The organism is Halotia branconii CENA392, from assembly GCF_029953635.1.
Lineage (GTDB): Bacteria > Cyanobacteriota > Cyanobacteriia > Cyanobacteriales > Nostocaceae > Halotia > Halotia branconii.
On the sequence record NZ_CP124543.1, the window covers coordinates 2140196 to 2164369 of the forward strand.

General features: G+C 39.1%; 24 protein-coding genes. 13 read left to right on the top strand and 11 right to left on the bottom strand.

The window, feature by feature from the left end; genetic code table 11:
- The first annotated feature begins 303 nt into the window (after positions 1–303).
- The 6 genes from pgl (at position 304) to QI031_RS09495 (ending at position 6301) form a co-directional block, all read left to right on the top strand.
- Positions 304–1026, top strand: a complete 723-nt coding sequence (pgl, locus tag QI031_RS09470; protein WP_281484927.1) for a 6-phosphogluconolactonase — start codon at positions 304–306, stop codon at positions 1024–1026.
- A 654-nt stretch (positions 1027–1680) separates the two neighbouring features.
- Positions 1681–2520: a double zinc ribbon and FHA domain-containing protein gene (locus QI031_RS09475; RefSeq protein WP_281484928.1), complete on the top strand. Its 840-nt coding sequence runs from the start codon at positions 1681–1683 to the stop codon at positions 2518–2520.
- 200 nt (positions 2521–2720) lie between these two features.
- Positions 2721–3464 (top strand): M50 family metallopeptidase, encoded by a 744-nt coding sequence (locus QI031_RS09480; RefSeq protein ID WP_281484929.1) that lies wholly within the window; start codon positions 2721–2723, stop codon positions 3462–3464.
- A 39-nt stretch (positions 3465–3503) separates the two neighbouring features.
- Positions 3504–5000: an aldehyde dehydrogenase family protein gene (locus QI031_RS09485; protein WP_281484930.1), complete on the top strand. Its 1497-nt coding sequence runs from the start codon at positions 3504–3506 to the stop codon at positions 4998–5000.
- A 146-nt stretch (positions 5001–5146) separates the two neighbouring features.
- On the top strand, positions 5147–5512 hold the full coding sequence (locus QI031_RS09490) for a VOC family protein (protein ID WP_281484931.1): 366 nt from the start codon (positions 5147–5149) through the stop codon (positions 5510–5512).
- Between the two features lie 81 nt (positions 5513–5593).
- On the top strand, positions 5594–6301 hold the full coding sequence (locus QI031_RS09495; RefSeq protein ID WP_281484932.1) for a M15 family metallopeptidase: 708 nt from the start codon (positions 5594–5596) through the stop codon (positions 6299–6301).
- A 4-nt stretch (positions 6302–6305) separates the two neighbouring features.
- Here QI031_RS09495 and QI031_RS09500 read toward each other — a convergent pair whose 3' ends face one another.
- From QI031_RS09500 to QI031_RS09510, 3 genes are all read right to left on the bottom strand, one after another.
- Positions 6306–7811 (bottom strand): FAD-dependent oxidoreductase, encoded by a 1506-nt coding sequence (locus tag QI031_RS09500; RefSeq protein WP_281484933.1) that lies wholly within the window; start codon positions 7809–7811, stop codon positions 6306–6308.
- A gap of 299 nt (positions 7812–8110) precedes the next feature.
- The gene (locus QI031_RS09505; protein ID WP_281484934.1) at positions 8111–8584 is read right to left on the bottom strand and encodes a TspO/MBR family protein; all 474 of its coding nucleotides are present in this window, start codon (positions 8582–8584) and stop codon (positions 8111–8113) included.
- 77 nt (positions 8585–8661) lie between these two features.
- Positions 8662–9135 (bottom strand): TspO/MBR family protein, encoded by a 474-nt coding sequence (locus QI031_RS09510; RefSeq protein WP_281484935.1) that lies wholly within the window; start codon positions 9133–9135, stop codon positions 8662–8664.
- A gap of 478 nt (positions 9136–9613) precedes the next feature.
- On the opposite strand from QI031_RS09510, the gene QI031_RS09515 reads away from it, so the two are divergent.
- Positions 9614–10186: a DUF3611 family protein gene (locus tag QI031_RS09515; RefSeq protein WP_281485975.1), complete on the top strand. Its 573-nt coding sequence runs from the start codon at positions 9614–9616 to the stop codon at positions 10184–10186.
- Between the two features lie 176 nt (positions 10187–10362).
- Here the strand turns inward: QI031_RS09515 and QI031_RS09520 are convergent, their stop codons facing one another.
- The 3 genes from QI031_RS09520 to QI031_RS09530 all read right to left on the bottom strand — a co-directional run bounded on the left by QI031_RS09520 (position 10363) and on the right by QI031_RS09530 (position 12228).
- Positions 10363–10992, bottom strand: a complete 630-nt coding sequence (locus QI031_RS09520; RefSeq protein WP_281484936.1) for a class I SAM-dependent methyltransferase — start codon at positions 10990–10992, stop codon at positions 10363–10365.
- A gap of 46 nt (positions 10993–11038) precedes the next feature.
- Positions 11039–11536 (bottom strand): protein tyrosine phosphatase family protein, encoded by a 498-nt coding sequence (locus QI031_RS09525; RefSeq protein WP_281484937.1) that lies wholly within the window; start codon positions 11534–11536, stop codon positions 11039–11041.
- Positions 11537–11688: 152 nt separating this feature from the next.
- Positions 11689–12228: an SH3 domain-containing protein gene (locus QI031_RS09530; protein ID WP_281484938.1), complete on the bottom strand. Its 540-nt coding sequence runs from the start codon at positions 12226–12228 to the stop codon at positions 11689–11691.
- Between the two features lie 153 nt (positions 12229–12381).
- On the opposite strand from QI031_RS09530, the gene QI031_RS09535 reads away from it, so the two are divergent.
- On the top strand, positions 12382–13371 hold the full coding sequence (locus tag QI031_RS09535; RefSeq protein WP_281484939.1) for a TauD/TfdA family dioxygenase: 990 nt from the start codon (positions 12382–12384) through the stop codon (positions 13369–13371).
- An 86-nt stretch (positions 13372–13457) separates the two neighbouring features.
- On the opposite strand, the gene QI031_RS09540 is transcribed toward QI031_RS09535, so the two are convergent.
- The 4 genes from QI031_RS09540 to QI031_RS09555 form a co-directional block, all read right to left on the bottom strand.
- Positions 13458–14966, bottom strand: a complete 1509-nt coding sequence (locus tag QI031_RS09540) for a UbiD family decarboxylase (RefSeq protein ID WP_281484940.1) — start codon at positions 14964–14966, stop codon at positions 13458–13460.
- Between the two features lie 415 nt (positions 14967–15381).
- Entirely contained in the window at positions 15382–15861 is a 480-nt protein-coding gene (gene msrA, locus QI031_RS09545; protein ID WP_281484941.1) for a peptide-methionine (S)-S-oxide reductase MsrA, read from the bottom strand.
- A 110-nt stretch (positions 15862–15971) separates the two neighbouring features.
- Positions 15972–16340, bottom strand: coding sequence for a DUF5615 family PIN-like protein (locus tag QI031_RS09550; protein WP_281484942.1), 369 nt, complete (start codon positions 16338–16340; stop codon positions 15972–15974).
- Between the two features lie 7 nt (positions 16341–16347).
- Entirely contained in the window at positions 16348–16593 is a 246-nt protein-coding gene (locus QI031_RS09555) for a DUF433 domain-containing protein (RefSeq protein WP_281484943.1), read from the bottom strand.
- Positions 16594–17143: 550 nt separating this feature from the next.
- Here QI031_RS09555 and pstS point away from each other — a divergent pair.
- The 5 genes from pstS (at position 17144) to QI031_RS09580 (ending at position 22500) form a co-directional block, all read left to right on the top strand.
- Positions 17144–18184: a phosphate ABC transporter substrate-binding protein PstS gene (gene pstS, locus QI031_RS09560; RefSeq protein ID WP_281484944.1), complete on the top strand. Its 1041-nt coding sequence runs from the start codon at positions 17144–17146 to the stop codon at positions 18182–18184.
- 86 nt (positions 18185–18270) lie between these two features.
- Positions 18271–19272 (top strand): phosphate ABC transporter permease subunit PstC, encoded by a 1002-nt coding sequence (gene pstC / locus QI031_RS09565; RefSeq protein ID WP_281484945.1) that lies wholly within the window; start codon positions 18271–18273, stop codon positions 19270–19272.
- A 20-nt stretch (positions 19273–19292) separates the two neighbouring features.
- Positions 19293–20180: a phosphate ABC transporter permease PstA gene (gene pstA / locus QI031_RS09570; RefSeq protein ID WP_281484946.1), complete on the top strand. Its 888-nt coding sequence runs from the start codon at positions 19293–19295 to the stop codon at positions 20178–20180.
- A gap of 86 nt (positions 20181–20266) precedes the next feature.
- Entirely contained in the window at positions 20267–21046 is a 780-nt protein-coding gene (gene pstB / locus QI031_RS09575; RefSeq protein ID WP_281484947.1) for a phosphate ABC transporter ATP-binding protein PstB, read from the top strand.
- A 668-nt stretch (positions 21047–21714) separates the two neighbouring features.
- Complete coding sequence (locus tag QI031_RS09580; RefSeq protein ID WP_281484948.1) at positions 21715–22500, top strand: phosphate ABC transporter ATP-binding protein; 786 nt, start codon at positions 21715–21717, stop codon at positions 22498–22500.
- Positions 22501–22643: 143 nt separating this feature from the next.
- Here the strand turns inward: QI031_RS09580 and QI031_RS09585 are convergent, their stop codons facing one another.
- Positions 22644–24170, bottom strand: coding sequence for a hybrid sensor histidine kinase/response regulator (locus QI031_RS09585; protein ID WP_281484949.1), 1527 nt, complete (start codon positions 24168–24170; stop codon positions 22644–22646).
- Positions 24171–24174 lie beyond the last annotated feature (4 nt).

Sequence of the window (24174 nt, forward strand, 5' to 3'; positions counted from 1 at the left end):
TTTGGGTTTCATGAGAGCCGAAATGGTTGATATGTAAGAGATTGGGCTAAATTGCACCATGCCGCTATTATTTAGCTATTCGATGAAGATCTTAATAATCGGGCATCAAAAAAAATTATTTTAAAACTAGTCTTGGGTTCGTACAACTGACTACTGACAATTAACACTCGTAAGTGCTAACGATGGTCTATGTTTATCTATCCCCACTTAATTGATGATGTTAAAAGTTTCAAAATTTAAAAAGGAGGATTGTCATAAGTTCGGTATTGTATTGCTGGAAGATGGCAATGTGATGGTAAAACTATGAAGAAAACTGTTGAAGTTCTATCAGATAAGTCAGCGCTGATTGCTCGATCGCTGGATTTGATTTTATCCAAGTTGGAAACTGCCATTGAGCAACGGGGGATATTTACCATCGCCTTATCCGGCGGTAGCACACCAAAGCCTTTATATGAAGCGATCGCCAATCAAAAACTGCCTTGGGATAAAATACATGTATTCTGGGGAGATGAGCGTTATGTATCACCAGATCATCTTGATAGTAATGAATTAATGGCGCGGCAAGCTTGGCTGGATCGAGTTGACATCCCAGCGGCTAATATTCATGCTACCCCGACCTTAGAAGGCGATCCAGCAGTGTCAGCTGCTAAATATGAACAGCATCTACAAAAATTTTTTCATTCTGCACCAACCGAGTTTCCGTCTTTAGATGTAGTATTGCTAGGAATGGGTGATGATGCACATACCGCATCTTTGTTTCCTCACACAGACGCTTTAAAAGTGTGCGATCGCCTAGTTACTGTAGGCAACAAAGATGGAAATCCCCGCATAACCTTCACATACCCATTTATCAACGCAGCTCGTAGTGTGATTTTTGTGGTTGCAGGCGCTAATAAACGACCAGCTTTAGCGCAAATCTTCACACCTGTAGCAGATGATTTTGCTTACCCATCCCGCTTAATTCAACCCCAAGGAGAACTTTGGTGGTTACTGGATGCAGAGGCAGGTTTGGAACTTCAATCTTAACTTGACTATCACAAGTAATTGTTAAAATCGGAAGCTAGAGTTGCTTTTGTGGCAAACTTCCTACGTCTACCCTCACCGAAAGCGGCGGGAAGCACACTTCTTCTCTTTCAGAGACGCTGACGCGAACAAGGAGTGTCCGGGATAGCACTTCGGCTTACTTCGACTTCGCTCAGTAACCAACGCTCAGTGACCGCCGCCCCGCCACCGGACGGTGTCAGTAGTCAGTGGTGAGCCAGCGCGGTCTTGGGGAGCCAGTCCGCCCTTGCGGTTTCCAAGGCACTCCGCCCTTGCGGTTCCCCGACTTGTAGGAAGTGCCGCCGACTTGTAGGAACTGGCGTGGTTCCCCCCATGAGCGACTGGCGTTAGCGACGCAGGAGCGTCACCCCGAAGGGGTCAGTAGTAAAAACAACTAACAACTGACTACTGACCACTGACACGAAATCCCATCCCCTGTTAGGGGTGGGATGAGCTTAAAAACTCGCGCAGCGAAGCGCTAACGGCGGGAAAACACAGCGCTGTTTTTCTGTAATAGCAAAGATTTGTAGCGTTTACAGTAAAAACTGCCTTATTTTGTGAAAAGTTGCAGAAGCATCTACTAGTTCTCTCTGCTTGCCAGCACTATTTTATGATGATCTTGAACAAAGGCTTAAATTGATGATCGTCTGTCCTAATTGCAATCACCCTAACCCAGACGGCGCTGTCCAGTGTGAAGCTTGTTATACGCCGTTACCAACGACTAGCAACTGTCCTAACTGTGGGGCAACTGTGCAGGCAGATGCCGCTTTCTGCGGTCAATGTGGTTTTAACCTGCATTCAACAGCCGCCCCTGCTGCTGCTACATCTGTAGCTACAGTTGCTCCCGACATCCCAGTAGAAGTACCACCGTTAGTTGAACCTGACCCGCTTTTAGAGCTTTTACAACCAGACTCCTTAGGAATCAACCAGCCTGCTGCTTCACCTCTACCACCAACAGCAATGGCTGCACCACCACCAGATGTTGAGGCTCAACCTGTAGTTTCTGAGGCAGAAGTTCCAGCAGCGAAACCAGAACCAATACCGCCTTCAGAGCCTGCAACACCACCATCAGAAGCGGCAGCACCTCCTGAACCAGCAACACCACCCGCTGCACCGCCTCCTATGGCTGCTTCTAGAACGCAATTACAGCAGGTAACAGCGCGACTATTTCATGTGCAGAGCGATCGCGAAATTGAATTACCGCAAACTTTGTCTGTGATTCATATTGGTAAGCCCAATGACCGTATTCCCCCAGATATAGATGTTTCCGGGTTTACTAATTCCGAAATTGTCTCCCGTATACATGCGGATATTCGTGTTGAGGGCGACGCTCACTATATAGAAGATGTAGGTAGTTCTAATGGTACTTACATTAATAATTTGCCCTTGTTACCAGGGAACCGACACCGCCTCAGACCAGGCGATCGCATTAGCCTCGGTAAAGGAGACTTAATGACATTTCTCTTTCAACTGGCTTAGTTGATTCTGTGTCAGATTGCATCCACCGTCAAAAAGAGGCAGGGAAGCAGCACTTCGACTACGCTCAGTGACCAAAGCAGAGGGGCAGGGGAGAATAACAAATAATAATTAATCTCCTATGCCCCATGCCCAATGCCCAATGCCCCTCTGCCATACACTAGTATGGAAGAAACTACACTTGAGGCTCAGAAAATTGACTTATGAGGGAACCAGGAAAAAACGTTGAACCCTTACTTGCCAAAGAAGCTCCGCCACAAGTCGAACGTATGGGTTTAACTTGGTTAACAGCAGCTGCGATCGCCACTATCCTGCTGTGGCAAGTCCCAGGAGGGGATTACATTTTATACCCATTTACTATCCTAGCAACTTGGTTTCACGAAATGGGTCACGGTCTGATGGCTCTCATTTTAGGAGGACAATTTCAGAAATTACAAATTTTTAGTAGTGGTTCTGGTGTGGCAACTTATGGCATTTCGCGGTCTTTGGGGCCAATTGGTCCGGCTTTAGTCGCAGCTGCAGGGCCAATGGGGCCACCTCTTGCCGGTGCAGCTTTGATTTTGGCTTCTCGCAGTTTTAAAGCCGCTTCTTTGAGTTTAAAAATTTTAGGCAGTTTTTTACTACTTTCAACAGTAATTTGGGTACGTTCCTGGTTTGGTTTGGTAGCAATTCCCTTGCTGGGTTTAATTATTCTAAGTATTTCCCTAAAAGCTCCTCGATGGATGCAGGGGTTTGTGATTCAGTTTTTAGGTGTGCAAGCTTGTATAAGTACTTACCACCAACTTAATTATTTATTTAGCTATAGTGCTGGTCCTTTAGGACTGTCTGATACAGCACAGATGCAGCGGTATTTATTTTTACCTTATTGGTTTTGGGGTGGATTGATGGCGATCGCATCTTTGGTAATTTTAGTCCAAAGTCTTCGCGTCGCTTATCGCTCTGAATAAATTAATCAACCAGAATTAATAAATATTAAAAATTTAATTATGGAAACTCCACTATCTTGTCGTAATTATATCGATGGTCAATGGTTGAGTGCCGCAGCAGGAACTACCCTAGAAAGCCGCAATCCAGCTTTGATACATGAAGTTGTTGCTACTTTCCCTCGTTCTCAAGCCGATGATGTAGATACAGCAGTAACCGCAGCTAGCCAAGCTTACCGAAGTTGGCGCAAAGTACCAGCCCCAGCCAGGGCAGAATACGTCTTTCGTGTCGGGGAACTATTAGCTAAACATAAAGAAAAACTTGCCCAGTTGATTAGCCAGGAAATGGGTAAACCCCTAACAGAAGCTAGGGGAGATGTACAAGAAGGCATTGACTGCGCTTTTTATAGTGCTGGTGAAGGGCGGCGACTTTTTGGGCAAACGACACCTTCAGAAATGCCTAATAAATTTGCGATGACAGTGCGGATGCCTATAGGGGTTTGTGCTTTGATTACTCCGTGGAATTTCCCGATGGCGATTCCTTGTTGGAAAGCTATGCCTGCCTTAGTTTGTGGTAATACGGTCATTCTCAAACCCGCAGAAGATACCCCCGCCTGTGCAACTAAATTAATTGAAATTTTTGCCGCCGCAGGTTTTCCACCTGGAGTTGTCAACTTAGTGCATGGGATGGGTGAAGAAGCCGGGAAAGCTTTGGTTGAGCATCCCGATATTAATTTGGTATCTTTTACTGGGTCTAGTGAAACTGGTGCTTTTGTCGGCGCTACTTGTGGACGCACTCACAAGCGGGTGTGTTTAGAAATGGGTGGGAAAAATGCTCAAGTGGTAATGGAAGATGCTGATTTGGAACTGGCTTTAGATGGTGCTGTTTGGGGTGCTTTTGGCACAACTGGTCAGCGATGTACAGCTACTAGCCGCTTGATTTTGCATCGTGACATTAAGGAAAAATTTACTACCATGCTTTATCAGCGTACCAGCAAGTTACGCTTGGGTGCTGGCACTGACCCCGATACAGAGATTGGCCCGATAATTAATCAAAAGCAACTACAACGGGTCAGCGAATATATGAATATTGCCCGTGAAGAAGGTGCAAAAGTTTTAATTGGTGGAGAAATCGCCAGGGAAGACTCACTAAAAAATGGTTATTTTTTTCAACCAACAATTCTAGATGGTGTTACTCCTGAGATGCGCGTTGCCCGTGAAGAGATATTCGGGCCAGTGGTGTGTTTAATTGCAGTGAGTTCATTTGAGGAAGCGATCGCCATTCTCAACGATACTAATTATGGTCTTTCTTCCTCAGTGTACACCCGCGATATCAACCGGGCTTTCACTGCTATGCGTGACATTGAAGCTGGTATTACTTACATTAACGGCCCTACTATTGGTGCTGAAGTACACTTGCCTTTTGGGGGTGTTAAACAAACTGGTAACGGACACCGCGAAGCTGGAACTACTGCTTTAGATGTTTTTACAGAATGGAAGAGTGTTTATGTTGACTTTTCTGGTAATCTGCAACGCGCCCAAATAGATAACCGCAGTTAATAGAAAAAATGCCAGGGTTCTAAAGATTCTGGCAACTATTTCTCAATTGTCAAGATAAAATAAAAGAACGCTATACCAACACTAATCAAAAACTCTATTCGAGTTGATATTTGATTACCGCCTCAATTAAGTAGCGGAGGTATGAGATGACTATTACTTTAAATCACACCATAGTACCCGCATTTGATAAAGAAGTATCAGCAAGGTTCTTTGCCCAAATTTTTGGTTTAAAAGTTCAGTCTTTTGGTAGTCATTTTGCTGCTGTACATGTGAACGATAAGCTAACGCTTGACTTTGCCGACAGAGATAGATTTGAGTCTCATCATTATGCATTCCACGTTAACGATGAGGAATTTGATGCCATCTTTGCACGAGTCAAAGAAGCAGGTCTGGAATACAGTAGCGACCCTATGCATCAGCATAAAGGTGAGATTAATTACAGAAATGGCGGGCGTGGTTTTTATTTTTATGACATTGATGGTCATAACCTAGAACTTTTGACCCGTACTTAGTGGTTGCAGCGATCGCCTGTATGCTTGTAGACTTATTGAGACTATTTATCTGCAAACACAACACTTATTGAGATTTATAGGATGAGACCTTATCACCAAATCCCTATTGTCGAATGTGGTGAATTACTGGTAAAGATTCCTTTAGAACTGTTTGCAGTAGAATCTCCCCATCCTTACCAGAAACTGGGTGCGCCTTATGGGGAACATTCTCCTTATTATCTGCGCCAAAGTGTTGTTGATCATTTAATCCAAGCTCAAAATTATCTGCATTCACTTGTTCCTAATTGGCAGATCCAAATTTTCGATGCTTACCGCCCAGTAGCTGTACAACAATTTATGGTGGATTATAGCTTTAAGGAAGTAATACAACAGCAAAAATTAACTGAGGCAGATTTATCAACAAACCAACGTCAAGATATTTGGCAAACTGTTTATGAGATTTGGGCTGTACCCAGTTTGGATGTACAAACTCCTCCTCCTCATAGTACTGGTGCAGCAGTGGATGTGACATTAGTGAATGATAGAGGACAAATAGTGAATATGGGTTCGCCGATTGATGAATTGTCACAGCGATCGCATCCCGATTACTATGCCAATAGTTCCCACCCAAAAGCACAACAATATCATACCAATCGTCAATTATTGCGAGAGGTGATGTTAAAAGCAGGATTCCAGCGCAACCCTAGAGAGTGGTGGCATTTTTCTTATGGCGATCAAATGTGGGCTTGGCTAAGTAATCAAGCCAACCCAGCTAATTGTTTCACAGCACGCTATGGACGTTTGGCATAGGTGTCTAAAATTTCTTCAACTCTTTCACTGTGGGCCCGTGCAGAATTTCTCCATTGCAACTAAAACGCGAACCGTGACAGGGACAGTCCCAACTTTTCTCGCCACTGTTCCAAGCCACAACGCAACCTAAGTGAGGACACACGGCAGAAACAGCGTGTATTTCTCCTGTTTCATCTCGGTAAGCGGCTACCTTGTCACCATCAACAGTAACTAGTTGTCCCTCACCAACTGCCACATCTACCAGAGATTTACCCAATCCCTTGAGGCGATCGCCTATCCAATGAGTGCCGACTTCCAAGTTTTTCTTTATACCTTCAGGACTAGCAAAAGGAGTAGCGCGGGTGGCATCGTACAAATCAGCCGCCGGATTTTTAATACCTAAAATACTGTCTGCAAGGATCATTCCAGACAAAGTTCCTTGAGTCATGCCCCACAGACTAAACCCAGTTGCAACAAAAGTATGCTTGCTTAAAGGAGTCAATTTTCCTACGTATGGAACTTTATCAAAAGATACAAAATCTTGAGTAGACCAACGATAGTCAATTGACTCAATATCAAAGCGAGAACGGGTGTAATTTTCCAAATCTAGATATTTTTCTTCAGTATTTTCTACTGTTCCCACTTTATGACCACCACCACCCACAAGTAACAATAAGCCATCTTTATCAGGAGTGGTACGAATAGAATAGTATTTTTCTCCTGTGCCTATGTACATTCCTTGAGGTGCATTATCCTCTGCAATTCGCGCACCAATAATATAAGAACGTTTGGGGTAAGTTTTAGCAAAGAATAATCCCTCATCGGTGATGGGGATATTAGTTGTAACTATGACATCTTGTGCTTGAATAATTCCTCTGTTGGTAGTGACTTGGCAGAGATTATTTTCCTCTACCTTTTCTACTTTTGTATTTTCAAATACGTAACTTCCATTACCAGGAATCTGCTTGATCAGATGTAACAGGTACTTGCGAGAATGAAATTGTGCTTGATTATCAAACTTAATAGCACCAGCAATCGGGAAAGTTAGAGAAGTTTGACGCACAAATGTTGCTGGTAATCCCAGTTTTAGTGCTGCTTCTACCTCTTTTTCAATGTCACTAAGATTCTCTTGAGTCTCTGCAAAAGTATAGGCGCTTTGACGACTAAAGTCACAATCAATTTGTTCTTCTGCAACTGTTTTAGCAACAAATTCTATTGCTGCTTGGTTTGATTGTGCATATATACGTGCCTTTTCTTCACCATGATTTTTAATTAAATCTGCATAAATCAACTGGTGAAGCGAAGTAACTTTAGCTGTAGTGTGACCGCTAACACCAGTAGATATTTGTTGCGATTCAATTACTGCAACAGTTTTACCTGCGCGTTTCAGTAATGTAGCAGCAGTAATTCCCGCAATCCCTGCACCAACAATTGCAACATCTACAGATAGATTATTGCTAAGTGGTGAAAAATTAGTTGTAGGTGTAGAGTCAATCCAGTAAGAAATGTGTTTTCCTGATAGATTAGGCATAATTTTTGAGATACTGCTGGAGAAGTGAAATACTTAGACGACAAAATTAGTCTTTAAGAACAAAACTTAAAAATTTAGTTTTACTGACTTCCAACTTAAACGTATTTTTGTGTTTAAATCACTATAAAAATAACGCTTTAATTAAATTAGATGTTTTCGCAGATAAAATAAAACTATCCTGCGGACAATTTTGACTAAATAAATTGAAATATATATATCAGTCTTAAGGTATAGAGCAATTGAATTTAGTTAATTTAGATCCCCGACTTCTTCAAGAAGTCGGGGATCTGATTGATTTACTATGCATCTTCAGGATTTAGCTGCCTTAATTCTTCGGTAGTATATGCTCCCACAGGACTCCAAACCAAATAAGGAATAAGTAATATCGCTGCTAGTCTAGAAATTGGTAAAACGCAGATAGCAAGAACAATAGCTGTAATTAATCCGGTTAGCCCAATAATTTCTCCTGCTTTTAAGCTGCGAAACCTCAACATTAGAGGTATGTATGCAACGGTAATTATTTCTACCAACAGATACAAACCCATCAGCAGCCAAGTAATTATGCTTCCAGGATTTTTTTGCCAGACAATATTAGCTGAAGCAGCACCACAAATAAAGATTACAGTCCAGATCAGTGGTATAATTGGCTCAAAAACTAGCCATTGGGGGCGACTCAACTGACCAAACCACTTGACATCGCGGGGTGTAATGAAGAAACTAGCGATCGCCACGAAAAAAGTTATAGCCCCAATGATCATTTCAGATGTAATCATAACTTGCACCCTTACTGTTGTGTACTACAAGTCTGACAATTGAGTAGCCTAGGTTTAATCAGTCGCTAGTGGGAATCTCAGACTTCTTCAGGATTGAGACTCATCATCTGCCAAGTGGTATATGTACCAATGGGACTCCACAATAAATAAGGAACTAATAACAATGCTGCCCAACCAGAAATAGTTAAGACTACAAATGTCAACAAAATACCGATAATGAAACCTATACCACCAAGAATTGTTCCTGCTTTCAGACTACGAAGCCTAAACATAACAGGAGTGTAAGCAATTGTGACAATTTCTAAAAGCAGATATAAACCCATGATTAACCACGTTTTCGTGCTTCTGGGGTCGTTTTCCCAGACAATATAAGCTGACCAAGCACCACAAATAAAAATTACAGTCCAGATGACGGGAATTGCAGCTTCAAAAGTTAGCCATCTGGGTCTTTGTAAGCGTTTGAACCACTTGCGATCGCTTGGTGTAATCAAGTTAGCTGCCAAAGCAACCAAGAAAGCTACACCCCCAATTACCATCCAAGATTTAATCATGCTGTTCCTTATCCTTTAGCTATCGCTACCTATCGCTTAAATATCACTCTTTATAGAGGAATTTTGTCAATTTAATTGCTAAAAGCTCATCATCCCTGAGTTTGATAACTAACTTTAGTCGGTCATATTTATAGCAGGGAACAGGGAAGTTTTTACGCCATTTACCAGATGCGTCGGTTGGGTTTCACTTCGTTATACCCAACATCTACAAAGCTTTGAGGCGTTGGATTACCCCTGCGGGAAGCCCCTTCGGGTCTACGTTATGGCGATATGAATTGGTATCACGCCAAGGCGCAAAGGCGCAAAGATTAAGAGTTTTTTATTTTGAATTTTTCAAGTTCATACATAGATTCAGCAACGCCGATAATTCTATATCTTTAAGATGCAGAGGGTTCTTTCTGTGGATGGGGGTATACAACAAGCCAACAGAAATATGATTTATTAAGTAGAAAGAAATATGAATCAGATGGAAAATAATATGCAAACTGAGTCAGAAGCGAAACCACTTGTACCACCATCAGTTCATGGAATTGCTAATAATATTCGCCTTACAGGTTGGATTGCTTTCTGGGTGCAATTAACACTAGCTGTGGTTTCCGGCTTAGTTTTATTGTTTGTTTCTACTGGTCGTGAATTTTCTAGTCAACCAAATGCAGGGCTGGGGGTTGGTATATTTTGGGCTGTATGTGGAGTTTTGATATTGTTATTCAGTGTATATTTAAATTTTCGTTACACTCGTTTAGGTAAACGTTTAGATAATCCTAACCCTTCTCTACATCCTAGTAAAGCAGACACGATCGCAACTATACGACTAGGAATCATTGTAGGTTTAGTAGGAATGTTACTATCTTTATTAGGTGCTGGCTCAACCCTAGGAGTATTAGTAGCAAAATCGATCTCTCAACCCCCAGGTGTAGCCATTACTGACCCTTACAAAATCATTCGAGCGATGGATGTGTTCGTAGAAGTCGCGAATGTCAATGGAATTGCTGCTCACTTTTTAGGTACTGTTGCTTCTCTATGGTTGTTGGAGCGAGTAAATCAACATTAAGAGGGAAGAGGGAACAGGTGAGTCAGCGCGGTCTTGGGGGTTTCCCCCATAAGCGACTGACGTTAGCGAAGCGTTAGCGACGCAGGAGCGTCACCCCGAAGGGGGAACAGGAAAATCCTCGGCAGAAATCAACTACCCATTCCAAGAAAAGTTTATGCTGTGTTTATTTTTAATTTTTAATTCCGCCTTGCGGTGCTAGGTTTAGCGAAAATTGTCAGCAAGACAGGCCCCAGCAAATAGTGATGGTTTAAACATAACAGTCCCGTAGAAGAGGCGAGAAATTCACGTTGTTTTGGGCTATAAAGCTTAATTCCTGACGGAGATATGGGCAACTGCTGTGGTTGGGTCTCTTTTTTAGTAGTAATATCAACCAAGTAAAAACGTCCACCAGGAGCAAGCACCCGCGCCACTTCACTGAGGACTTGTTGTGGTTCCAAATAGTGTAAAAAACTTATGGTGTTGAAAACAGCATCAAATTGACTCTCACCGAACAAAAGAGACTCTGCTTTACCTTCAACATAAATTAAACGTGGATGGTGACGATTACTCAATCTTGCAACGTGCAACATTTGAGAAGAGAAATCTAATCCTGTGCCTCGCAAATCAGGAAATTGAGCTACTAAACGATTTAACAAACGTCCAGTCCCACAGCCGAGGTCAAGCACATTTGCTCGTTCTGGTAAATCGACGTATTCTAGCAAGCGTTTGTGGATAGCTAGGTAAATCACTGACGGAAAGAGCCAATCATAGCTCATCGCCCAGCGATCAAAAAGTAATTTTTTATTATTAAGAAAGTTCTGAGTCATCAGTTTTCGCAGCCGATTGTCTCAAATGAGTTGACTATTGCTAGAGTTAGCGATCGCAGTTTGGCAATCTGATAGTATCTAGCCTAGCGTGATTCATCTCTATCACCTGTTGGATAAATTTATTCCAGATTTTATTAGGAATCCAAATTTTATGTAAATCTTGTTTAGCCTCTTGCTCCTGAATGGCTGTATACAGGCGACGATAAAGATAGACAAAAGCTGAAACTCTTTTATTAGCAGCACAGTGGACAAAAATTTTTTTATCGGCATTCGCTTCCATGACGCTAAAAAATTCTGTCACATCCTCAATAGTAGGATTTTCCCAAAGCACAGGAATATGTACATACTCCATACCTTGAGATTCCACAATTTGTTTTTCATCAACTAAAGCGTTGTCTGATGTTGGTAGTGCCAGATTCACAATTAGTCTGTATCTAAACTGTTTAATTGCGAGAAATTGTTCTGCGGTTGGTTGCCCAGAAGTGGCAATTTTATCGGATATCTGAAGAAAGTTATGTATATCTTCAAGAAGTTGGGTAGACATATTTTTACTGTAAAATACAGATTATTATCGGGACAAAGCGATGCCTTGCCCCTGAATTAGATATAACAGGGAACAGGGAACAAGCTTGAAAGTTTCTTGGTATCAGGGTTTTATGATCAGCTTATGTCCTAAACTATTTGGCAACAGCTATATTATGAACAAGTAGTCAAGGCAGCACCACACTGATCTTCTCTTGCTAACCAACCTTGAACACCTTGATATTCTACTAGCGCCCAGTTTTTATGACAGCTTAATAATTTGACATTCACATTGGGGGCAACTCGCCTTATTTTTCGGCTTTGCTGATTGGCACTGGCATAAAGATTTACTCCATTAGTACCATAGCCCCGTGTTGATATACCTAGCTTGGGTATAAAAACCCATCCAGTTCCTTGAAACCCATCACTGGCATTCGTAATCTGCGCCCATTTGTGAAGCGCAGCAATTACCTTAACTGTTTCATTAATTGGGATTCGCCCTAAAATTTTGTTACTAGTATTTGCACCACTCCGCACATTTAAGCCTTGTGCATCTGTATCAGTGACGTAGGCTAAAATATCGCACTTTTTGATATTAGTTGATTTTGCTAAAACAATTTGATTGGCTATACCAGTATTGATTAGCACACTTGTACCAATTAATCCTAACCCAATCGCTAGTTTTAATACTGGATAATTACTATTTTTCCTCATAATCTTTCCTATCTTTTAGTATCAATTGCAAGATTAAGTGTTTCCTTTATAACTCAGATTCTATATCAGCCAAGTTATTTAACTTTGTCAGCAGATTGCTAAAACTATATTTTATAAATGTATTAACAATTACTACCTTGAAGCACCTGGGCAGTGATTGTTAAGTTAAATCCCGTGGTAGAATTGAGTACAAGCTGTCAATATGGTCGCTCCTTCGAGTTAACAGCAAGTATAAATTTTAATCAAGATTTATTAATTACTATGAATATTTGTACAAAGCCAATTTCTGAAAGTTTAGGAAAACAAATCATTAATGCTGACAATAAAAGCATTTTAGAAATAGATCAAGAAAAAATTATTGGTATCTTTAAGACTTATGGTGTTTTGTTGTTTAGGGGGTTTACAACTGACACGAACATTTTTAGAGAATTTAGTAATTTATTTAGTAAAGACTTTATTAATTATGCAGGTGGAGCTTTTAATAGAAGAGTAATTAATGGAGATAATACTCTTTTAAGTGTTAATGACTATCAATTTGGCATTAAGTTACACGGAGAAATGTACTACCAAAAAAATATGCCTTTGATGTTATGGTTTTACTGTGCTAATCCGGCATTGGAAAAGGGCGAAACAACTGTCTGTGATGGTAGACAATTTTTTGCCCAATTAAGTCCTGATACCAGAAATATATTTGCTAAAAATCAGCTAAAATTTGTTGTGCAGATGACTAAAGAAGAATGGCAAAAGAAGTATAAGATTGAAGATTTTCAGGAGTTTCAAAAAATATGTAAAAGCAATTATACTAACTTGAAAAGATATGACGATGATTCAGTTTGCATCGAATATATTTGCCCAGCAGTGATTTCTAGTAGATGTGGCAATCATCAAGTATTTATCAATAGTATTTTGCCAACTATGCAACTAAATCCCCAGGTTCTAAGGTTTGAAGATGATTCAGAGATTCCTGCTGAAGTGATGACAGAACTCAATGAAATTGCTGAAAGATTAACTACGGAAGTTGCTTGGAGAAAAGGAGATATTTTAATGATAGATAATACGAGAATTATGCATGGTAGAAGAGATTTTACCGATGAAAAACGAGATATATATATCCGTTTATGTTCGCCAGCTTTTTCCTATTAAAACAACGTAGAGACCTTTGCAGATAAGGTCTCTACCCAAGATTACTGATAGGAAAATAATCTAATTTGAATTGTATTGGTTTATTTTTACTTCACATCGTAACCAAACAAATTTGGATCAACTTCTCCTAACTGCAAATCAGCCAAACCATACTCTGCCCATCGCCTCTCTACCAACGCTGCAACATCGGGATCTGATTCTAGAGGCGCGCCCCATTCATGGTCTATTTCTGGCGTAATTTTAGTAGTAGCATCAATTCCCATGCGTCCGCCCAAGCCAATTTTTTCACTGGCAAAATCTAAAGTATCAAAGGGTGTATTCGGTAAAATAAATACATCTCGTACAGGGTCAACTTTGGAACTAATTGCCCAAACCACTTGACGCGGATCACGAATATTGATGTCTTTATCTACAACAATGACAAATTTAGTGTAAGTAAATTGTGGTAAAGCACTCCAAAATGCTAAAGCTGCCCGTCGTGCTTGTCCGGGATATGCTTTATCGATGGAAATAATAGCTGCTTTGTAACTTAAAGCTTCCATTGGTAGGAAGAAATCGACGATTTCTGAGACTTGTTGCCGCAGAATAGGAGTATAAATCCGATTGAGTGCGATCGCCATCATCGCTTCTTCTTTGGGTGGACGACCGCTAAATGTGGTTAAATAAATCGGGTTTTTGCGGTGTGTCATACACTCAAAGCGAATCAAAGGCGAATCTTCGACACCACCGTAGTAACCCATGTGGTCGCCAAACGGCCCATCAGGTAAGACTTCGCCTGGGGTAATCGTTCCTTCTAAAACAAATTCGGAATCAGCGGGAACTTCCAAATCTACAGTTTTACATTTTGCTAGTTGCACACCCGAACCGCCATATAATCCTGCAAACAGCCATTCTGATAAATCTACAGGTATCGGCGTAGCAGCCGCCATGATAATTAGAGGATCTACACCAAGAGCGATCGCTACTTCTAATTTTTTCCCACGTTCGGCCGCTTTTCGCAAATGCCTCGCCCCTCCCCTTACAGATAACCAGTGAACAGTCATTGTGTTTTGAGATTGCAGTTGCAAGCGATATACACCTACATTTGGCGTACCTGTTTCACAATCCTTGGTAATTACCAACCCCAGCGTGATTATTTTGCCAGCATCACCAACATAAGGACGAATCAAAGGTAATTTGTGCAAATCTACATCATTACCTTGAATTACTACTTGCTGACAAGCAGGGAAAAAGTCCCGTCCTGGCTTGGCTTTCACCACATCAAACAGTACTTTGCCAAAATCTATCGCCTGAGAAATCTTTTTTGGAGGTTTTGGTTGTTGCAGCATACTTAGCTTCTTCCCCAAAGTTTCTAATTCCTCTGGGTGTTGCATATTCATCGCCCAGCAAATCCTTTCCACCGTTCCCATCAAATTTACCGCCACCGGAAAATCAGCACCTTTGACGTTTTCAAATAACAAACCCGGCCCACCTTTTTGCAGCATCCGGTTGGAAATCTCAGCAATTTCTAATTCCGGGTCAACTAAAGCAGAAATTCGCTGTAATTGTCCTCTTTGTTCCAGAATTTTCATGAAGCCCCGTAAATCTCTCGCCATTGTTCTAATAAATCTAATTATTTAAGAAGTATGAAGCGCTTTCTTAATATTATGTAGACTTTATGGCGGCTTAAGTAGGTCGATGTCAATAATTATCGTTGGGATAAAACAGGGGGCAGGGGGCAGGGAGCAGGGGGAGAAAGAGTTTGAGCCTTATTTACTTCTATTCACATAGTTTGATTTTATTTCACTGACTTACTTAGATAGTTATTATAGACTTCAAAATCAAAAAATATCCCAAAACTTACGCAAAAATCCTCTGTATTTGTCCTCTCTCTGTTTTCTTTGTCTTGATTGTTACGGAGGGAAACCCTCTTGACAACTTTTCGCTGCGCCTCTGTGGTAGCCTACGGCAAGCCGCTTTGCGTCTACGTTTATTTGGATAATTTATTTTTTGGAAATCCTCTAGGCAAAATTATCTATCTGATTGGTGTTTTGCCTTTTTCTCAAAATACTGCTGATGTTCTGCTGTTGCTAAGTAATATTCTTTAGCAGGCGTAATTTCCGTTACAATGTCTGGCTCAAATCTTCCAGACATTTGCAGCTTGTTCTTTGATTGCTGTGCTGCTTGTTGTTGCTGAGTATTATGAAAAAAGATCACAGACCTGTATTGTTCCCCTCTGTCTGGCCCTTGACGGTTTAGGGTTGTCGGGTCATGGATATCCCAAAACACCGCCAGTAAGTCATTATAACTCACAGATTGTGGGTCATACTCTATCTGCACTACTTCAGCGTGACCCGTTATCCTCGACAATACATCAAGATAGCATGGATCAGGAAAATGCCCGCCCATATAGCCGACTGAGGTTGATATTACTCCCTTGACTTGACGAAATGCTGCCTCCACAGACCAAAAACATCCAGCACCAAACGTTGCTTTTTCTATTATTGTCATGCACGGTTCCATAACATACTATAAAAACTTTTGACGTTGTATATTTACGAGAGAAAACATTGACCCGTAATTAACTTTTATTTAATAACTCTCGCTAAATAGTAGGCAATCTATTCAAATCTAGCATGACGAATCCGAAACTTATTTTTCATAGCAATCACAATTCTGCCATTAAATAAATCTTCACTATGTAATTTCAAAACATCTATTAATAACACCTTTCTTACTTCACTAGGTAAATTTTCTAAACGTAAAACTCCACAATGACACTTTCGTTGCTGCCAAATCATCTGTTCAAAGTCATTATCGGTGGTTACAATAATTCTTTGTTCGGCAACTGCCCATTCCAAAATATGCTCGTCTATCATTTTAGGGTCGGTATCACTTACATAAACCACATCATGACCCATTTCTTGTAATCCACTACCCAATCCACTACCCAAAGTGTGACTAGCATTAACATCTATTAAAAATTTCATGTATGGTTTAAGGTACAGTCAATCTGTCTAAAACCTCTTCTTGAGAAACAAGATAATAAGCGTAAAATAAGGCTGCTTGTATATCTTCTGGTTCCAATTCCGGATAATCTTCAAGAATCTCTTGATTACTAGCACCTTTAGCTAGTAATTCTAAAATCATTGCTACTGATATTCTTAATCCGCGAATTATTGGTTTACCAGCCAAAATATTTTTGTCAAACTTGATCCGTTCTAGCAATTTTTTATCGCTCATCTTTACTACGTATCTTTAGTAATTTAGTCAAATATCTCATACTTTTGGGGATACCCTGTAATAAATACGTCAATGATAACTCTTTTTTGTAAGGCTAGGAGTTTTACAATTTATTATTGTGTTTTGCTTTTATTATAGCTATAACTGCAAGATGGCAGCCAAAAGTCAAAAAAATTGTTTATAAAAATGAATATTGACTAATAGCATATAGCAGTCATAAATCATTTGTACAAATAAATTAATCGCAGAGCAGCAAAGAGCGCAGAGAGAGAAATCAGAGATTTTTACAACTCATTTGGGATTTTTGTAAGTTTTTATAAACTATTATTTATATCTCTCTTATTTAGCTTTATAAAAAGTTTAATTAAATTTACCAAAATTTTATAACACTTTGGTCATCTAATCATTGAATGATACTTGTTGAGTTTGTAACTTTTAAACATAGTTTAATTTATTTTTTACCCAACATTAAGCTTAGTAACTAATAAATAACATAGCTTACTTTAAAGCTGCGATCGCAGCAGAAACTATTGCTTAAAAACGGAGTAATATGAATTTTTCCACTACTGTTTTGCACCGAGTATTTACTGCTTCAGTCGTGACATCTGCTGTTGCCCTTAGTCCTATTTTTACAGCGATCGCTCAAGCTGAAACTCTCAATGGTGCAGGAGCAACTTTTCCTGCTCCCCTTTACGAACGCTACGCTCGTGAAGTTAAAAAGAAGCATCCAGAATTGAAAATTAACTATCAAGGAATTGGTAGTAGTGGTGGTATTCGTCAAATCACTGCTGGAACTGTTGATTTTGGCGGTAGTGATGCTGCGATGAAAGATGAAGAAATTGCTAAAGTCAAAAATGGTGTCATATTAGTACCTACCGCAGGCGGGGCTGTTTCTGTTGTTTATAACCTGCCAAACGTTAACGGGCTCAAATTATCTCGTACTACATTGCCAGCAATTTTTTCTGGTCAAATTACCAACTGGAACGATGCCAAAATCAAAGCTGATAATCCAGGCGTGAACTTACCAAATCAACCAATTAAATCTGTGGTTCGTGCCGATGGTAGTGGTACAACTTTCATTTTTACCAATCATTTAAGTTCTGTTAGTCCTTATTTTAAAGGTCGAATCGGAGCAAATACTTCTCCTAAATGGACTCTACCAAATGTCTTAAAAGGTAAAGGTAATCCAGGCGTAGCGGCTTTAGTAGCTCGGACTCCTGGTTCAATTGGTTATGTAGAATATGCTTATGCTAACCAAAACAAATTGAAATCAGCACTGCTACAAAATAAAAAAGGAGAATTTATTGCTCCTTCTTTGCAATCTGCCAATGCAGCTTTATCATCTGTAACTTTTCCTAACAACTACCGCGTTTTTGTTGGAGATCCAGGACAAGGTTATCCTATCGTTGGTCTTACCTGGATGATGATTAATAAGCAGTATGATAATGCTGCTAAAGCTAATGCTGTCAAAAAATGGATCAATTGGGTATTGAAAGATGGTCAACAATACAATGATGACCTCAACTACACCAAAATTCCTGCTGATGTTTCAAATCGGGTACTTCAAACAGTAAATAGCACCGTTAAATAAAGTCTAATTGTAAGTCTGAACAACAGGGTGGGTATCAATCGGCTCACCCTAAAAAACATAAAAATAGCCTAACTTATTAATTATTCATGGCAAATTCATCGGAATCAGATAATTTTAATTCCTCACTTCAGCCAAATTATAGTGATGAGCATATTGAATTAATAGCTAAGGACGGAATGAATTTTTGGTTTAACCAAGGATTTACATGGCTAGTTTATGTTTTTGCCACAATTACCGTTTTAGTGTTATTTTCCATGAGTTGGGTAATTTTTGATGAAGCTAAACCAGCAATTATTCAATTTGGCATAGGATTTTTATGGGGTAATGATTGGGATACAGGTAATCAAGTTTTTGGTGCATTACCCTATATTTATGGAACTTTGGTAAGTAGTGCGATCGCAATTTTATTTGCTGTACCAATTGGAATTGCAGTTGCATTAGTAACTAGTGAAAATTTCTTACCACAATCCGTGCAAACCACCTTAGGATTTATTGTGGAATTGATTGCCGCAATTCCCAGTGTAATTATTGGTTTGTGGAGTATTTTTATTTTTATTCCAGTTTTGGAACCTTTGCAAAAATGGTTAGCCAGCAACTTCAAATGGATACCACTGTTAAATTCCCAAGATCCCGTAGGCACAAATATGTTAACGGCGGGAATCATTCTCGCCATTATGATTTTGCCAACAATGGCAGCAATTACCCGTGATGTGTTCATAGCCACACCTAAAGAACTACGTACCGCATCTATGGCTTTGGGTAGTACTCGTTGGGAAACAATTTTTCGAGTACTTTTACCAGCTGGCTTTTCAGGAATTGTCAGTGCAGCAATGTTAGCTTTAGGACGAGCTTTAGGTGAAACAATGGCTGTAACTATGGTGATTGGCAACTCTGCTCAAATTAGTGCATCTTTACTCGATCCGGCTTATACAATTCCTGCTGTATTAGCTAATGAATTTGCTGAAGCTGAACCAGGATTACATATTGGTGCTTTAAGTTATTTAGGGTTAATTTTATTTGCTTTAACTTTAATGGTAAATATGGGGGCTGGGTTATTAGTACAGTGGGTTAGTAAGAAGAATAGATAATATCAAGATTTAAAATTAATATGAGTAATTATCAAAAGTCTGAAATTGATGAATCTTTAACAGCAGAATTATATAGCCCCTTACCAACAAATAGAAAACTATTTACTTATGGAATGAATGCGATCGCCTTTGGTTTTACAGGCTTAGCATTAATTCCTTTATTATCTATTTTATGGGAAATTTTCAAACGGGGAATATCGGGTTTTAAACCAGAAATGTTTGTCAAATCAGTGATTGACTACGGATTTGGTAATGCCATTCTAGGAACAATCACAGTTGTAGCTATTGCTTCACTATTAAGTATTCCTGTAGGTATATTAACGGGTATCTTCTTAGCAGAATTTGGTCAATCCAACTTTACAGCTCATTCTGTGCGCTTTATTACCACTATCCTAGCTGGTGTACCTTCCATTGTGGTCGGTATATTCGCTTATGGTGTTATTGTTTTAGTAACTAAAAGTTTTAGTGCGATCGCAGGTGGTTTTGCTTTAGCTGCAATTATGTTACCTGTAATCGTTCTCACCACAGAAGAAGCCTTAAAACTAATTCCCACAGACCAACGCCTCGCTTCCGCCGCTTTAGGAGGTACTCGTTTTCAAACAACTTTTCGCATCGTGGTTACATCTGCTTTACCTGGAATTACCACAGGCATTTTATTAGCCGTAGCCCGTGCAACTGGCGAAACAGCACCTCTACTATTTACTGCTTTATTTAGTTTAGATTGGTCAGCCGGATTGTTGAGTCCTACAGCTTCTTTACCAGTATTAATTTTTAATCTCTACAACGATCCCAACCCGGAAAAAAATCAATTAGTTTGGACTACTTCTATAATCTTACTTGGTTTAGTACTGTGTGTTAGTGTCTTCTCTCGTTTAATTACAAGTAACAGAAAAATCAAAAACAACTAACCACTAACCACTGACAATTGACCCGCCTAACATAAATAAAATAATATCAAGTCCGTCGAATTATTTATTTGCATATTTTTTCATTTATGAATAAATTAATCCCTGCGATCCAAGTTAAAAATCTGAGTTTTTACTATAGAACTTCCAAAGCAATTGAAGGGATATCAATAGATATCTACCAAAACCAAGTAACTGCAATTATTGGTCCCAGTGGTTGCGGTAAATCTACCTTTATCAAAACCCTCAATCGTATTAGTGAATTAGAAGGTGCTGTCAAAGTAGAAGGACGTGTAGAACTTTTTGGTCAAAATATTTATGACCCCCGCATAAACTTGAACCGCTTACGTCGTCAAATTGGCATGGTATTCCAAAAGCCAAACCCCTTTCCCATGAGTATTTACGAAAATGTTGCTTATGGGATGAGAATAGCAGGTAGGCGATCGCCTATAGAATTAGATGAAATAGTTGAATCTGCTCTTAAAGATGCTGCTCTTTGGGATGAGGTTAAAGATAAACTACATCAATCCGCTTTGGGGCTTTCTGGCGGTCAACAACAGCGTCTTTGCATTGCCCGTGCTTTAGCTATTAAACCAAAAATTTTACTCATGGATGAGCCTTGTTCTGCTCTTGATCCAATTGCCACAATGAAAATTGAAGAACTAATTCATAGTTTACGCTCAGAATTGACGATCGCGATCGTTACTCACAATATGCAGCAAGCTGCTCGTATCTCTGATTTCACAGCTTTCTTCAGCACCGATGAAAGTCGTATCGGTCAAATGGTTGAATTTGGGATCACAGAACAAATCTTTAACAACCCATTAGATCCCCGTACTCATGACTATGTTTCAGGGCGTTTCGGTTAAGTTTGACTGTTAATTGTCAGTTGTCAGTTGTCAGTTGTCGGTTGTGTTTTATCTGGTTTAATATCCTATTCTCTTGTGGGTAGTCTCAAAAAAACATCTTCAAAGAAAAGTTTTCTGAGGCAGGGGGTGGTTTAAGAGTATCAACCACGTTTTGCACCCAGCATGGAGATGTATGTATGTATATGGTAGACCAAATAAAGGGAGAAGACCTTACTGGCTTGACTTTTCGCTACTCTCTTTTCGCTTCACCACTGACAACTGACCACTAACCACTGACAAAACTCTCTTTTCTCTTGTAATGAAGGTGATAAAGTAACTATTCTCCTGACATCAGTCCAAAGGAATGAGATAATTGAATTACAACTTAAATTAACGAATATATTATTGCAATCTTAACTCATTAGTTAATTGCAAAAAGCTAGTGTGTTGTTACTTGCTTGATTTTAAACTGATGAAATTAATGTAAGACATTTTTTTAATTTGAGATAAACACTTGCATTTGACAATAACATACCCAAATTAGTATTTATATTGATAAAAATATTTATCTACTCAGTCAATTCTAGACTTCGCTCTTGAGAGCCATCACAAATCCATATTGGCTTCATAAAAAATAATGATTTTTACTATTTTGTTTAGTAAATATTTATTGCATACGTTTTTTCAGCATGAATAAACTAATTACCGCTATTAAAGTTAAAAATCTCAACTTTTATTACAATACCCAAAAAATACTTGAAGGGATATCAATAGATATTTATCAAAGTAAAGTCACTGCTATTATTGGCCCTAGTGGTTGTGGAAAAACTACTTTTCTTAAATGTCTAAATCGCATGATTGATTTAGAAGGAGATGTAAAAGTAGAAGGACGGGTAGAATTTTTTAATCAAAATATTTATGAACGCCGAATTAATTTAAATCGATTACGTCGCCAAGTTAGTATGGTACTCCCCAAGCCAAATCTTTTTCCGATGAGCGTTTACGACAATGTTGCCTATGGGGTGAAATTAGTGGGATGGCGACCCAAAACAGAATTAGATGGCATTGTAGAATCTGCTATCAAAGATGCTGACCTCTGGGATGAAGTAAAAAATAAACTGTATAAATCGGCTTTAGAACTTTCTGGAGGTCAACAGCAACGACTCTGTATTGCTCGTAGTTTAGCAGTCAAACCAAAAATTCTGCTAATGGACGAGCCTTGTTTTGGTCTTGATCCCGTTGCTAGCATGAAAGTTGAAAGTTTAATTCAGAGTTTGCGTTTGCGTTCTGACTTAACAATGGTTTTTATTAGCCACAATTTACAACAAGTAACTCGTATATCTGATTTTACTGCTTTTTTTCAAAGCAATGAAAATCGGATTGGTCAAATGGTTGAATTTGGTATCACCAAAAAAATTTTTTCCAACCCTTGCGATTCTCGTACTCGTGACTATGTTTTAACCCGTCTTAATTGAAGTACTTCCTAGAACTAAATAAAATTAGTGTTAAAAAATAAACTGGAATCAAGATTAATGGTTACTAGTTTTAACAGTAAATTATTTATATCTATAATTGAAAACACTTCTTTTAGTTATTATCTAAATTGAACATAGTTAAATCAGGTAATAAAATCATTTAATTTGAGGGTAAACGTCGTCCATCCTTCACTACTTTCTACTTGAATACTTCCTTGCAATTGTTCTACTAACTTTTTTACTATGGCTAGTCCCAAGCCTGTACCACCCTGTTTTCGGAGGTCTGCGTTAGGAATACGATAGAATTTATCAAAAATTCGTGGTAGTGCTGCTGCTGCGATTTCTGCTGAATTACTAATAGTAATGATGGTTGATGCGGGTGTTTCAGAAAAGTTATGACATACACTTACGATGATTTCACCACTAATAGGAGTATATTTACTAGCATTATGGAGCAATTCTGTCAATATGCGTTCTAAGCTTGGGCGGTCTGAAAACAGCGATGGCAAATTTGCTGGGAGATTAAGTTGTAGAGTTTGCTGATATTCTTGAAAACGGACTTGAAATGGCTCAATTACCCAAGGTAACAATTTTTGTAAAAGTAAGATTTCAGGGTTAATAAGCAGATGAGATAAAGTTTCTAAACGTTGTAAATCTAGTAAATCATTAATCAGTTCCATTTCGCGATCGCACTCAGTTTCCAAAAGTTCTAGATAACGCTGACTTTCCTCTGGGTCAGGAGAAATCTGTAACATTTGAATGATCATCTTCATATTACTGAGAGGCGATCGCAGTTCGTGGGAAACTAAATTTAAAAATTCACTTTTAAGCTGATTTACTGCTTCTAATTGTGCTACAAGTTGTTCTTGTTCAATTTGCTTTTGACGAGCTTCAACAGCATTTTTAATCTCAGTAATGTCTCGAAATATCAATACTGCACCCGTGATATTTTCTTGGTCATCTTTAATTGGTGCAGCACTATCATCGATTGGTATTTCTGTACCATTTTTAGAAATCAAAATTGTTTCTCTGGGTAATCTAAAACTATGACCATCTTGTAGAACTTGTTTTATAGGGCTTTCGATAGAATTACGAGTTTCTGCATTGGTAATATTGATTACCTCTGAAGATTTTTTGCCGTAAGCTTCTTCTTGTTTCCATCCTGTCAAACTTTCCGCTACAGGATTCATGAAAGTTATTAACTCTTGTATATCACTCGCGATCACACCATCATTGATACTTTTAAGCAGGGTAGACAACCATTTTTGGCTAGATTTTAATTGTCTTTCTAGTTGATGTTTTGTGAGTGCTATTTCGATATTAGTTTGTAGTTCTTTTTCTTTAAAAGGCTTGAGTAAATAGCCAAATGGATCTGTATTTTTTGCTCTTTCTACAGTATTTTCATCAGCATAAGCAGTGAGATAAATTATAGGTATATCCAAATGCTTACGAATCTCTTGAGCAGCTTCCACACCGTCAATTTGACCTTTTAAGCGAATATCCATTAATACTAAATCTGGACGAGATTCTAGTGCTTTATTAATTGCTTCTTGTCCAGAAGAAACCGTTGCAATAACTCTATAACCAAATTTTTTGAGTTTATTTAGTAGATGTTTAGCTACAATAGCTTCGTCTTCTACGACTAAAATATTAGTATTGGCAGAACTCATATTT

What these genes read in the sequence shown, in the direction of transcription:
- pgl (WP_281484927.1), top strand. Translation starts at nt 304, where the DNA reads ATGAAGAAAACTGTTGAAGTTCTATCAGATAAGTCAGCGCTGATTGCT.
- QI031_RS09475 (WP_281484928.1), top strand. Translation starts at nt 1,681, where the DNA reads ATGATCGTCTGTCCTAATTGCAATCACCCTAACCCAGACGGCGCTGTC.
- QI031_RS09480 (WP_281484929.1), top strand. Translation starts at nt 2,721, where the DNA reads ATGAGGGAACCAGGAAAAAACGTTGAACCCTTACTTGCCAAAGAAGCT.
- QI031_RS09485 (WP_281484930.1), top strand. Translation starts at nt 3,504, where the DNA reads ATGGAAACTCCACTATCTTGTCGTAATTATATCGATGGTCAATGGTTG.
- QI031_RS09490 (WP_281484931.1), top strand. Translation starts at nt 5,147, where the DNA reads ATGACTATTACTTTAAATCACACCATAGTACCCGCATTTGATAAAGAA.
- QI031_RS09495 (WP_281484932.1), top strand. Translation starts at nt 5,594, where the DNA reads ATGAGACCTTATCACCAAATCCCTATTGTCGAATGTGGTGAATTACTG.
- QI031_RS09500 (WP_281484933.1), bottom strand. Translation starts at nt 7,811, where the DNA reads ATGCCTAATCTATCAGGAAAACACATTTCTTACTGGATTGACTCTACA.
- QI031_RS09505 (WP_281484934.1), bottom strand. Translation starts at nt 8,584, where the DNA reads ATGATTACATCTGAAATGATCATTGGGGCTATAACTTTTTTCGTGGCG.
- QI031_RS09510 (WP_281484935.1), bottom strand. Translation starts at nt 9,135, where the DNA reads ATGATTAAATCTTGGATGGTAATTGGGGGTGTAGCTTTCTTGGTTGCT.
- QI031_RS09515 (WP_281485975.1), top strand. Translation starts at nt 9,614, where the DNA reads ATGCAAACTGAGTCAGAAGCGAAACCACTTGTACCACCATCAGTTCAT.
- QI031_RS09520 (WP_281484936.1), bottom strand. Translation starts at nt 10,992, where the DNA reads ATGACTCAGAACTTTCTTAATAATAAAAAATTACTTTTTGATCGCTGG.
- QI031_RS09525 (WP_281484937.1), bottom strand. Translation starts at nt 11,536, where the DNA reads ATGTCTACCCAACTTCTTGAAGATATACATAACTTTCTTCAGATATCC.
- QI031_RS09530 (WP_281484938.1), bottom strand. Translation starts at nt 12,228, where the DNA reads ATGAGGAAAAATAGTAATTATCCAGTATTAAAACTAGCGATTGGGTTA.
- QI031_RS09540 (WP_281484940.1), bottom strand. Translation starts at nt 14,966, where the DNA reads ATGGCGAGAGATTTACGGGGCTTCATGAAAATTCTGGAACAAAGAGGA.
- msrA (WP_281484941.1), bottom strand. Translation starts at nt 15,861, where the DNA reads ATGACAATAATAGAAAAAGCAACGTTTGGTGCTGGATGTTTTTGGTCT.
- QI031_RS09550 (WP_281484942.1), bottom strand. Translation starts at nt 16,340, where the DNA reads ATGAAATTTTTAATAGATGTTAATGCTAGTCACACTTTGGGTAGTGGA.
- QI031_RS09555 (WP_281484943.1), bottom strand. Translation starts at nt 16,593, where the DNA reads ATGAGCGATAAAAAATTGCTAGAACGGATCAAGTTTGACAAAAATATT.
- pstS (WP_281484944.1), top strand. Translation starts at nt 17,144, where the DNA reads ATGAATTTTTCCACTACTGTTTTGCACCGAGTATTTACTGCTTCAGTC.
- pstC (WP_281484945.1), top strand. Translation starts at nt 18,271, where the DNA reads ATGGCAAATTCATCGGAATCAGATAATTTTAATTCCTCACTTCAGCCA.
- pstA (WP_281484946.1), top strand. Translation starts at nt 19,293, where the DNA reads ATGAGTAATTATCAAAAGTCTGAAATTGATGAATCTTTAACAGCAGAA.
- pstB (WP_281484947.1), top strand. Translation starts at nt 20,267, where the DNA reads ATGAATAAATTAATCCCTGCGATCCAAGTTAAAAATCTGAGTTTTTAC.
- QI031_RS09580 (WP_281484948.1), top strand. Translation starts at nt 21,715, where the DNA reads ATGAATAAACTAATTACCGCTATTAAAGTTAAAAATCTCAACTTTTAT.
- QI031_RS09585 (WP_281484949.1), bottom strand. Translation starts at nt 24,170, where the DNA reads ATGAGTTCTGCCAATACTAATATTTTAGTCGTAGAAGACGAAGCTATT.